This is a genomic window from Bacteroides thetaiotaomicron VPI-5482, assembly GCF_000011065.1.
Lineage (GTDB): Bacteria > Bacteroidota > Bacteroidia > Bacteroidales > Bacteroidaceae > Bacteroides > Bacteroides thetaiotaomicron.
Window position 1 is genome coordinate 307202 of sequence record NC_004663.1, and the last position, 12414, is coordinate 319615.

At 39.1% G+C, this 12414-nt stretch carries 8 protein-coding genes; all 8 read left to right on the forward strand.

What is annotated here, in order from left to right; genetic code table 11:
• Positions 1-16 precede the first annotated feature (16 nt).
• The 8 genes from BT_RS01325 to BT_RS01360 are packed head-to-tail and all read left to right on the forward strand — an operon-like array spanning position 17 to position 12412.
• Entirely contained in the window at positions 17-1555 is a 1539-nt protein-coding gene (locus BT_RS01325) for a RagB/SusD family nutrient uptake outer membrane protein (protein ID WP_008766186.1), read from the forward strand.
• Positions 1556-1568: 13 nt separating this feature from the next.
• Positions 1569-2363: a hypothetical protein gene (locus BT_RS01330; protein WP_008766185.1), complete on the forward strand. Its 795-nt coding sequence runs from the start codon at positions 1569-1571 to the stop codon at positions 2361-2363.
• Complete coding sequence (locus tag BT_RS01335; protein WP_008766184.1) at positions 2347-3381, forward strand: DUF5007 domain-containing protein; 1035 nt, start codon at positions 2347-2349, stop codon at positions 3379-3381. The genes BT_RS01330 and BT_RS01335 overlap by 17 nt, the downstream gene beginning before the upstream one ends.
• 23 nt (positions 3382-3404) lie before the next feature.
• The gene (locus tag BT_RS01340; RefSeq protein WP_008766183.1) at positions 3405-6575 is read left to right on the forward strand and encodes a SusC/RagA family TonB-linked outer membrane protein; all 3171 of its coding nucleotides are present in this window, start codon (positions 3405-3407) and stop codon (positions 6573-6575) included.
• Between the two features lie 24 nt (positions 6576-6599).
• Entirely contained in the window at positions 6600-8111 is a 1512-nt protein-coding gene (locus BT_RS01345; protein ID WP_008766182.1) for a RagB/SusD family nutrient uptake outer membrane protein, read from the forward strand.
• A gap of 26 nt (positions 8112-8137) precedes the next feature.
• Complete coding sequence (locus tag BT_RS01350; RefSeq protein ID WP_008766181.1) at positions 8138-8860, forward strand: fasciclin domain-containing protein; 723 nt, start codon at positions 8138-8140, stop codon at positions 8858-8860.
• Positions 8861-8880: 20 nt separating this feature from the next.
• Positions 8881-10566, forward strand: a complete 1686-nt coding sequence (locus tag BT_RS01355; protein ID WP_008766180.1) for a DUF5124 domain-containing protein — start codon at positions 8881-8883, stop codon at positions 10564-10566.
• A 16-nt stretch (positions 10567-10582) separates the two neighbouring features.
• On the forward strand, positions 10583-12412 hold the full coding sequence (locus tag BT_RS01360; protein ID WP_224200329.1) for a LamG-like jellyroll fold domain-containing protein: 1830 nt from the start codon (positions 10583-10585) through the stop codon (positions 12410-12412).
• Positions 12413-12414 lie beyond the last annotated feature (2 nt).

A 12414-nucleotide genomic window follows, 5' to 3' on the forward strand; every position in this document is an offset into this window, starting at 1 on the left:
AAAAATGAAAAACAATATGAAAAACAATATGAAAAAATTGCGATTAGCTCTTTTCTCCGCACTTGTCTGTTTATTTCTGCAGTCCTGCAATGACTTTCTGGATGTAGATCCCAAACATGCAGCTTCGGAAACCCAACAATGGAAGACTCTTGAAGATACTCGATCAGCATTGATGGGAGTATATGGCTTGACACGCGCAGCCTTAGCCGATAACAATACTCATTGGATATGTGGTGATTTGCGGAAGGGGGATTTTACGGTTTATAAGCGTAGTGACTTACAAGCTGTGTCTGATAATGAATTGAACAAGCCATATGACTTGTTGAAGAAAGTATCTAACTGGAGAAGATTTTATGCGGTAATCAATGCGGCATCTGTTTTTATGGAAAAAGCTCCACGAACTGTCGAACTTGACCGGTCGTATTCTGAACAAAACTTGAAATATGACATTGCTCAAGTACGCGCTTTGAGGGCATTTGCTTATTTTTATATGGTAAGAATCTGGGGAGATGTGCCGTTAGTCACCTATTCTTATGATAACGGAACTTTTCCGTCTATGCCCCGTACAGACGCTCAAACGGTGCTGAGTTATGCTAAGGCAGAACTGTTAACAGCTATAGAGGATTTACCCTATCAATATGGTACTCAAACGAATTTATATTATGGTTCATATGGGGCCCAATGGCAGGGAAAACTGTTCAATAAGTTATCTGCATACTCTGTATTAGCTCACATCTGTGCTTGGCAGGGAAATTATGCAGAAGCCGAGACATATTCTGCATTTATAATAGATCATGCATCTGAGATTAATGCAAAATATACTTCTATTGCCGACTTGACTTCAGAAACAGGGCTGTTTTACTCGAATGCGAGTGTAAAAGGTTCAAGGATTTTAGGATTTAATTTTGCTCACAATGATAACGAAGCAACTCAAAGCGGACATCTTGAACAGTTGACTTTAGCTTATCCATTGGTACAAAAATCCTATCCTGAAATATACATTTCAAAGGACAGCTTATTTTCGATTTTTACCAATTTTGATGACTTGCGGTTTGGAATCATAGATACCATCAAATATTCATCCTATTATGTTCAGAATTTGAATGAAGAAACTCCGGTGTTCAGTAAAATAAAGATTATTCAGGATGGATCGGCGAAAGACAATGATTTCGGAGTATTTGGCTCGTCAATTGTTTTCACTCGCCTTGAAGATATCACCTTGCTACGGGCTGAAGCATTATGCGCACTAAACAGGAGCACAGAAGCTGTATCCTACCTGAATATGATCCGAACAAATCGTGGATTGAGAGAAGTATCTTTTAAAAAGGATTTTGGGAATAATCGCGAAAGCTTAATTGCCGAGATATTTGAAGAGCGTCGCAGAGAACTTATGGGAGAAGGCTGGAGGTGGTATGACCTTGTCCGTCGGCAAAAGCTGATGAAAGATAATGAGGCATTCTTGCGACTGATCAGCAGTGGTGGAATCTACTGGCCGGTATCGGAAGATATCATTACTGCTAATTCACAGATTGAACAAAATGAGTTTTGGAAATAAAAAGAAAACGACAATGAATAAGATACTATTTATTTTATGTCTGACTTCGGCTTCCCTTTGGATGCTGTCTTGTACAGATTACGAAGTGGCTTCATATCCTGAGGAAAATGAAACCGAAGTATTTAATGGAACCGTTCTGGATTATTTGTCCACAGGGAATGAAAGGCTGAATTTGAAATTTGATTCTATGATGGTTCTTGTCAACAATATTCCCGATTTCATACAACAGATGGAACAGACGGATGTGCAATATACAGTTTTTGCCATACCGGATGCATGTATCCGTTCCTCATTGGCGCAACTTAACGAGTACCGTAAACAAAAGGAGTTGGGTGAAGCGATTTATTTGAGTGATTTATTAATTGAACCGTTTGTTGTTAAAGATACGATCGTTAATGTTATAACACCGACTTTAAATGATACGATCATTAACGAATATCATTATGATTATAGAGCTGACCTTGAGCGAATGTTATGCAAGTACATTATTAAAGGTAGTTACGATACCGATAATATTCTAGCCAATGAAGGAAATAACTCCTTAAATTCTTTGAAGTACAATTATCAAATGAATATAGAATGTTCTCGCAAACCGGCATCCGGATTTGTAGGCGGAGGAGTCAAACAGCTTATTTTCAGTGATATGAAAAACTCTCAGGTAAAAGATAACTGGAACAGAGTTTCTACGGTATGGAATGATGTTTATACAAATAATGGTATCATTCACATCCTTTCTCCCCAACACAGTTTCGGTTTTGATGAATTTATTTACGTATTTAATAATTATGGCAATGAATATAAGAAGTAAAAATATTGCGCTGCTGTTTTCCTGCGTATTATTAAGCATATCGTGTGTCGATAAATATTTGCCGGATAGTTTGGATGCTTTCGACAGAGACGTCAATTTTACTACAAAACTATATCGTCCTCAACTAGGAAAAAATACTTTGATGTCCGACAACTTTTCATCGGGTAATTCAACGCTTCCTCTTACTTTCGAAATATCACGAATCGTGAGGGCCGACGGAAGTCCTGCACCTGAATTGACGGAATATTTCCCGGTAAAAGTTTGGAAAACTCCATATATGGGTACCGAAAAGTCTATAGAAGAAATAGAAGCTAAAAGAGAAATAGAATATCGTACTCTTTTTCAGGTTAAAAAGCATTCCGGAGAATTTATGATGTGGTCCAATGCCGAATCTTCTTTTGTGCAGTGTGCTCCGAGTGATGGCTATATTTTTGATGTGCTGGTGAAAAACTCGGGAGGATATAAAACATTTACTGATATGCAGCTTATACCTGTCAGAGAAAGTGATTACGAACCGAGTATATACGATCCGGAAACAGGGTTGGTGCAGGGACAGGACTATGTTACACCAAATTCGTTAACCCTTTTTCAAACAGAAAGTGGAGACTATATGTTTCCTGAAGATGTACATATTTATTTTCGTGAGAACCAAGATAATGATGATGATGTAAAAAGTTTGACTTTTCGTTTTTATGGACCGGATTATACACCGATCTCTCCTTCATCTTTTAATCAGACAGACTGGGCTAATCTGATTCATGGTTTCAATATGGAGAAAACAGATGAATATGTAAAGTATGATGTAGTTTATCCGATGCCATTGGTTGAAATGAAATCAAAATATACCAATAAAGATGGTAATAGAATAAATGTCAATTTTTTATATGACCGTATTACAGCAAGTGGTTATCGTATGACATCCACTATGTCATTTGAATTTGCGATATACAAGGAAGCTCATTGGGAGATAATAGTTGTATTTACAGCAGGAGCCCCCTTGTTTGAAGATGGAAAATAACTAATTAATACCATGATTCTAATATGAGAAATATATTTAAATATGGCTTGTTGGCTATGGCGATTGCCGTCACCTCGGTTGGTGTTCGGGCTCAGGATATTCCTGTCAGTGGTGTAGTCAAAGATAAAAGCAATAATTCTACATTGCCTTATGCTTCTGTTATTGTTAAAAATGAAAGTGGAAAAACGGTGCCTCAGCTTTCAACCACAACTGATGATAACGGACGATTCTCTACAAAAGTTAAGAGTGGTTACCGACTTGTATTCTCTTTCTTGGCGTTCGACAGTCTTTCAGTCAAAGTTACTAAACCTTCAGAACGCATGCAAATATATCTGAGTCCGACAGAGAATATGCTTGATGAAACAGTTGTAGTCGGATTTAAAAGAGTTAGTAAGGCTGCGGTAACAGCATCGGTTACGGTTATTAAAGCAGAAGATCTGGTCAATACTCCTGTTGCTAATCCGATGGAGTTGCTTCAAGGGCGTGTTCCCGGATTAAATATTCAGATGAATAATGGTACTCCCGGAGGTCTTCCAAGTTTTTCAATTCGAGGAGTCTCGGATATTTCCGTTCAATCTTCCGGTGATGGCGAGTTTATGATGGGGCTGACTCCTCCTTTGTTTGTAGTTGACGGTATACCGCAGGAAGACGTAACGGGCTATGATGCAGCTGGTTTGCTGTCAGGTGCAACAGTCAGTCCGTTGGCTATGATTCCACTTGAAGATATTGCGAATATCCAAGTATTGAAAGATGCAGCTGCAACTTCCCTGTATGGTTCAAAAGGTGCTTACGGAGTAATTCTTATAGAAACTAAAAGAGGAGAAACAGCCAAACCGAAAGTTTCTTATTCGGCTAACTTTGTAGTGAAAACACCACCGAGGTTGAGAGATGTACTTGCAGGCGGGGCGGAGAGAGCGCTCAGAATTATGCAAATTTTGGGAAATGATACATCCGCCTATCACGGATATAATGAAATCCATAAATTGCAGGCACTGTCAGATAGCTTGAATCCTTATTACAATAATAATACGGATTGGCAGGGTGTCTTTTATCAGACGACTTACAATCAAACTCATAATCTTAGTTTCTCTGGTAAACCTAATGAGAAATTTGACTATAAGATCAATGCAAACTATTATACGGAAAAAGGAATTGTGAAAAACACGGACTTTAACCGATACGGTATCAGGGCAGCAGTAGGATATAAGCCTAATGATAGATTTCATTTGGATCTAAATCTTGCCACTACATTAACCCGAAATAGTAATGGTAGCGGAAATGCTTTCTCACAATCCGGCGTAGCCGCAGGTTCGGCAGCTTCTTCCTTGTTGCCTCCACCGTCTATGTATACAGCTTCCAATTCTGCATTGTCTGTTTTTTCTGTCCAGGCAGATAATCAGAATGTAGTCTATGATGCAAGTATGAATATCATGTATCTGTTGCCATTTGATATAAGATGGAGAAGTACTTTAGGATATAAATACGGAACTGTGGAGAATGAGAAATTTACGCCGGGTATTTTGAATGCCAATAGGGCTACTTGGAATAACGGTAGTGAATATAGTTATAATATGTATGTTCGTTCATTGTTGTCAAGAACCGTAAAATTGGGAATTGTAAATTTTGATTTACAGGGAGGTTTTGAACTTTCATCCGAAAAGTATAGCGGTAACTTTATTATGCTGAATGGATTGGCAAGTGACCATATATGGTCGTCCGGTATGCCGTCCATGGCAGCTGGAAGGTCGAATTTTTCAGATAAAAAGAATACGTTTGCACTTATTATAGATCCTCAGTTATCGCTGCCTGGTGGGAAATACGTATTTACTCCCAATATTCGTCCTGAAATAAATTCATCTTATGGGTCGCAGGCGAAATGGGCAATAAATCCTTCATTAGGATTTCGCTGGAACTTCAGCCGTGAATCTTTTGCTAAAAAATGGAAGTTTCTGGATGCCGGAGCTCTTCGTGTAACTTGGGGACGTAGTACCACTTATAAAGCTAGTATTTATGATATATGGGGAAGTTACAATCTGAGCAAAGATACTTATAATGGAGTTTCTATTATTCCTATTGATAAAAACGCTATGCCGAATCCGGATTTGAAGCCGGTAACGTCAACATCATGGAATCTCGGAACAGACTTATCATTCCTTAATAATAAAATTATGTTCGTTGCCGAGGCGTATTACAAACAAATTGACAATCAGCTAAGTTCGATAGAGTTGGCTAACCACAATGCTTTTAATTCCGTAAGAAGTACGAAAACGAGTCTGGTTAACTATGGATTGGAGTTTTCGTTGAACGTCCGTCCGTTGTCAAGGCAAAGTAATTGGGATTTGAATGTAGCGACTTCACTGGCAATTAATAAAGACGTGATCGCAAAGCTGCCTAACGAGGTGCGGCAGATTATTAACAGTGATGCGGAAGTGGTGAATAAATTAGGTTCTAACGCGATGGGGAATTATCTCTATGTGTATAAAGGCGTATATGCGACTGACGAAGACGTGCCTGTTAATCCGCTGACCGGAGAACGCTTGCGGATGGGAGGGAATACTTCTACTCAAGCATACTTTAAGGCGGGAGACCCTATTTGGGTGGATGTAAATGGTGATTATATCATCGATGAAAAAGACAAGGTGATTGTAGGTAATTCACAGCCGCGAATGACCGGTGGTATTAGTATCAATCTTCGTTATAAAGCGTTTTCTATCAACACTAACTGCTCGTTTACGTTGAGACGTGATATTATCAACAAGGCTCTGGCAGACCGTTTTAGGGCTTATGGAACACCTGTAGCAGGTAAGGTGAACCTTACAGGTAGTGGAGCTTTAACACCTATTGAGGCATATAATTTCTGGACAGAAGATAATATCTATGCCCAATATCCTAATCCGTTTGATTATACCCGTTCAAGTATTATTCAGCCTTTCAGATACGACCAGACATTGTTTATGGAAGATGGCTCTTATTTTAAAATTAACGGTATATCTGTGGCTTATACTATTCCAAAGAAAATGCTGGATTTTTTTAGGATCAGCCGATGTCAGCTTAATTTTAGTATGAACAATATTTATACTTTCTCCAAATATTCAGGCATCAATCCCGAGAATGTAAACAATTTGGGATATGACACATCCGGTGGTTATCCCAATGGTCGTACTGTGACATTTGGTGTCTCAATGGATTTTTAGATGAACGATTAAATATAGAAGAATATGAAAAATATAGTTTTAATAATGACTTTGATAGTATCTTGCCTGTTTGCCGGTTGTGACTCGCTTGCAAATAAGAGTGAAGATAAATTATCGGGTGATGATTTTTGGGCGCAGGGAAATGAGACGAATGCGGAAGCTTTTTTGTTGAGCATATACAATTCGTTTCGGAATGCAACAATGTCACAACGTCCTTTCCTTACGTATAGCGGAGATATGCGGTGCGCTCCAATAACAGCCTACAGCACTGGGGATAAATATGTAGCTTATCTGGCTAACAACGATATGGGTGAATTGCGTAATACATATCCCGATGATGCTAGGGGCGGTTTAATAATGCAATGGGATGTGTTTTATACTGCTATTCAGGATGCCAATATTCTGCTTGCTGAAATAGACAAAGTGCCCGGCATGGATGAATTGAAACGGAGTCGTTTTAAGGCAGAAGCTATTTTCATGCGTAGCTTGTCTTATTTCTTCATTGTAAGGGCTTTTGGAGATGTGCCTTATTATACAAATGCCTATAATGAAGCTCCCTTGCCAAGAACCAATATGGTTATAGTTTTGCAAAATTGCCTTGCTGACTTACAACCTTTGCTTGACGATGATCCGGGAGCGGAAGTATTACCATGGTCATATTCATCTTATTCGAGCAAAGGGATTAGAGCCTCCAGAGGTTCTGTCATTGCGCTGATGATGCATATAAACTTGTGGCTTGTACAGTTTGATGCACAAAATAAAGAGCAATATTATAGGAATGTTGTTTCGCTAGGCGAGGAACTGGAACGTAACAATGGAGCTTATTCATTACTTGATATAAATAGAAGTTCCGTGATTTTCGCAGGAGGATCGGACGAAGGCTTGTTTGAGATTGCACAGAATATAAATTTCAATGAGATATTTATGATGAATGCAAAGTTTTCTGATAATGTTTCCTATTCCTGTTTGAATAAGTCAATGCCGCTATTCTGTTATTCAGGAGATTATCTTATGACGCTGTTCCCTATGTATGAAGATGATGCGAGAAAAGAATTATGGTTTGACGAAAAAATCTATTCTACATCGGTTTCAAGTTCTGCTCCTAAAGAAATCAAGAAGTTTTGGAATATTGATACTTATGGAAACGGAACAATTACATCTAATTCCGGCAATCAAATAGTATTCCGTTATGCAGGTGCACTTTTGTTGTATGCTGAAGCTCTTGCCGCTTTGGGGACTAACGATACGAAAGCCTGCGAATTACTCAACCGGGTCCGCAATAGGGCACATGCTTCCGAAATAAATACCTCGGGTAGTGAACTGATGGATGCTATTTTCTGGGAACGCTGCAGAGAGCTTATCGGTGAAGGACATTACTATTATGATTTGGTTCGTACAGGAAAGGTGTATAACAGAAACTATTGTATGAATCCGATGACGCGTACTAATTTCAATGTGGGGGCATGGACATGGCCTATTCATCGTAATGCGTTGAAAAACAACACACAGATTGGATTGAATTTATTTTGGGAGTAACTCTGATAAACTTAAAATGTATAGATATGAAAAATAATATCAAATTATGGAAGAAAATTGTCGGATGTTGCCTTTTGGCAGTACTCATGTACAATTGTGCCGATGATAGTTATTTAATTGATGGTGGAAAAGCGAACCCTTATTATAATGGGAATATGATGCAATATTTGGAATCAAGACCCGATTATTTTAAAGATTTGGTGGAAGTCATCCGGCTGTCCGGTATGGAAGATGTTTTTGAAGACGAACAAATTACCTTTTTTGCACCTACCGATTGGTCAATCCGTGGTAGTTTTAATTATCTGAACCGTATTTGGTATCGTATGGGGCATGATAGCATCAAGAGTTTTAGTCAGATAAAACCGGAAGTCTGGCGTGAAATGCTGTCAATGTACATTGTAAAAGATAAATATTTGCTGAAAGATATACCTCAAATTGATACGACTGCCATAGCAGCCTATCCGGGACAGGCATTTTTATCTTATGGTCAGCAGCCTATGAACATGGGTGTTGTTTATTATGATGCAAACAATGTGAAATATGCCGGTGCAAGACAAATCATATACTCTTATGTCTATGATTTCACTATAGGAGATATGAAAAACGCTTATGTAGCAACATCTGATATACAACCGACCAACGGAGTGGTACATGTACTCAGATTAACCGATCATGCATTTGGTTTTGAACCATATCTTTTCGCTACCAAAGCTATAAATGCGACAATAGAAACAGAACCGGATAATTAACTATAAATAAAGATAGTACAATGAAACATATTACCATCTATTCGTTAATGATTGTTTGCTCCGTATTCACTTCGTTATTGGTAACATCCTGTAACAGTGATCTGAACAGCAATATTAAAGATGATCCGTACAGTGGTGGAAAAGCTCCGCTTGGAATCGGTTTGCTGGCTGAATCTCCTTCTCCGGAAAGCGCTTATCCCAATGATACGGTTGTATTCAAAGCAAAAGGGATGTTGAACTGGTGTGATCCGCAATCAGGACGTTACGATTTCAAGTTTTATATTTCTGATGAAGAAACTAAAATTGTAACTGCTACCGACACGACAATCACCGTGAAAGTACCTGGAAATCTTAGTTCGGGTACGGCTTATATTGTATTGAAAGAACAGGTTTTCTATGGACCTCGTCTCACTGTATTAGGAAATATTAAGATAGATCAGTCATACGGCTTTAAAGGCACTTCGGGACCTATTTACGATTGTGCGGAACATTATTCAAAAGCACGGGTATATTATCCAGTTGGCGACTATATGCAGGCCTACTACAATGAAAATAGCTCGCAGAGTTTTTCTTGTATATCTATGGTTTTGACAGACGGCTCTGTATCGGGAAAATGGGTAACTGACTTCAAACTTGATCCTGGTCAGGGAGCCGGCATTGATCTGGCCAATCCGGGAGTGACAGATATTGAATGTTACCTTAATTCATTTACTTATTTTCCTAGTGACCACAGGGTTCTTCTCTCGGGTAAATTTTCAGAATACGGCTGGGATAAGTTGCCGGTCAATAACATCACGATAGCTACTAATGAAGTAGCCTCGTATTATAAAACTGTAGCGCTGCCTTCGAAAAAGAATAATACAAGCATAAATTGTAAGATACCGGTATTCAACGGGGGAACTCTTGAAGCGCCTGTCCGTACATTTATAACTTCCAATGAGAAGGTGGTAGCAGTAGGAAATATTACAAACTACTGTCGTATTAATACCGAAAAATCCTATGCTGAGAGTATGGTTTTGGATTATTCGAAGGTTGCAAGTGTATTGCGTATGTCAAGGACTGGAGAACTTGATGATAGCTATCGCAGGGATGCAGAAGGAGTTATCGGGCAGATTTTAGATGCTTGTATGGTCGAAAGTGACGGTATTGTCATAGTAGGGACATTCAGCAGTTTCGATGGACAGTCTGTGAAGAATATTGTGAAGTTGAATGCCGAAGGTACCCTTGATGAAACTTTTATGAAAAACATCGGTACGGGCGCAAATGGAAGTATTACTAAAATCCGGTACAATAAAAACAAAAAGAAAATCCTTATAACTGGGGAGTTTTCTGAGTTCAACGGTATTCCTGCACAGAGTGTAGTTATGTTGAATGATGATGGCACACGTGATGAAATTTTCAAGATCGGAAAAATGGAAGGAGGATTGGCCAATTTTGCCTGTCTGCTTGATAATGATAATATTGTTGTTTCAGGTGCGTTTACGAAATACGATGGTGTAACTCGCCGTGGTTTCCTTATATTGGGTCGTGATGGAAAGGCGCTGCAACAATTTAATGTACCGGGCATCTTCCAGGGTGAACTCTACAAAGTAATTGAAACTCGTACTTCGACCAATTCAAACGGATTGCTGCTGCTTGGTGATTTTAGTCGTTTTGATGGTAATATGGTTCGCAATGCGATAATGATAGAAGTTGATTATGAATAACTTATTATGAAATACAATGGAAAAGTTGATAAAAAATATAATGCTTTGCCTGTTTGCTGTATTTGCATTCTCGTGCAATGAGGAGATGGAAAGGCTTTTGACTGATGATTATCCGGAGTCGGGTACTGAATATACTACGGGACACGTATTGATGGTGGTTATCGATGGTGCATCCGGAATAGCCGTTAATGAGGCGTATAATACACGAAAGGCTCCAGTTATCCGCTCCATGACGGATAAATCTTTGTTTACTTTTTACGGACTTGCCGACAATGAAGAAGGGGTAAGTAAAGAACGTGGATGGGCAAATTTGCTGACCGGAACAACAAAGAACGGGCTTGATGTCAATCAAGGAATTGACGAACTCGAAACGCCTTCTTTTCTTCAACGATTGAAAGAGGCGGATGAAAATCTAAAAGTCAGCTTTTATTCTTCCGATACGGAGTTTTTCGGAGCTTTCGGGAGTGTTGCCAATACTAAAAGAAAGACTTCGGCCGACAGTGAAACCGCTGATGCTCTTATTGCTGAAATCAATGGTGAAACAATCTCGGATATCGTAGTTGCACAGTTCGGCGGTGTTCAACAGACTGGTGAGCAATATGGATTCTGGAGCAATGAGACAACTCCTACCAGTGAGGTTATTGATGCGATTTACAATGTAGATGCTTTCATCGGTAAAATAATGAAAGCACTTGAAGCGCGTTCGCGTTACGTTCAGGAAAACTGGCTTGTAGTTATTACATCTTCTTATGGTGGTGTTTATGAAGGTAATGTAACTCCGGCATCGTTGTATGATGATCCGCGTCTCAATTCTTTCATGATGCTCTATAACAGTCGGTTTGCATCCAAATTGTTGCAAAGGCCGGGCTCGGATGAACTACAATACAAATTCTATAGTCCTTATTTCGTCGGTCCCGGACAAAAAGCGACAACAAATGCCGTTATGACTGGAAATACCGAGTTTTTTAATATGGGTAAACGATGGAGTTCCAATCCGGATGAAGAGGTGGATAAAAGTGGATATACCATTCAGTTTAAAATGTTTGATAAGCACGGCGACCCCTGGGGTAATAGAAATATAATATCGAAAAGATATCAAAAAGCAGGTACAGGCTGGCAGCTAATGTTTTCTAATAATACTCAAGTCGAATTTGCTGCAAATTTTAAAGAGGGTTCTTCGGTATTCCGCTTACCATCTACGAGACGTGACGGATCATGGCATTCTTATACGCTAGTTATAAAAGAGGTTGATGATACCCAGAAAGGTGACTCCATCTTATTTTATCTTGACGGTAAGTATCAGATGGGATGTAAGATAGACGGCAGTAAAGATATGTGGACAGATGCGCCTCTTGCCATCGGACATACGTTTTCTCCGGACAGACCTAATCAGGCAAATCTATATATAAACGATCTCCAGTTTTACAACGTTGCTCTACCTGCTGATATTATTGCGGAGTATCATTGTACTACAAAACTGGACCTTTTGGGTGAATTATATCCGTATTGGAATAATCTGGTGGGTTATTACCCCAACGATCGCGAAGATGATATCGGATTATCTTATTTGGAAGATTATTCGAAATATACATCAAAAGATAAAAGATTATACTTCAATAAGCCGGTTGGTACGTTTGCGCCTACCGATGATTACGTAACGCGCAGGCAGGAGAGTATTGTAACGGATAAGGTATGCCCACTTATAGACGATTCCTACTATAAAACGGTTCTTAATACAGTCGATTTATCCTATCAGATTTTTCAATGGTTTGGAGAGCCGGTTGATTCTTCCTGGAATTTCGATGGTGAAGGCTGGGCATTAGATTACGTTTCTTTAAATAATTAAAT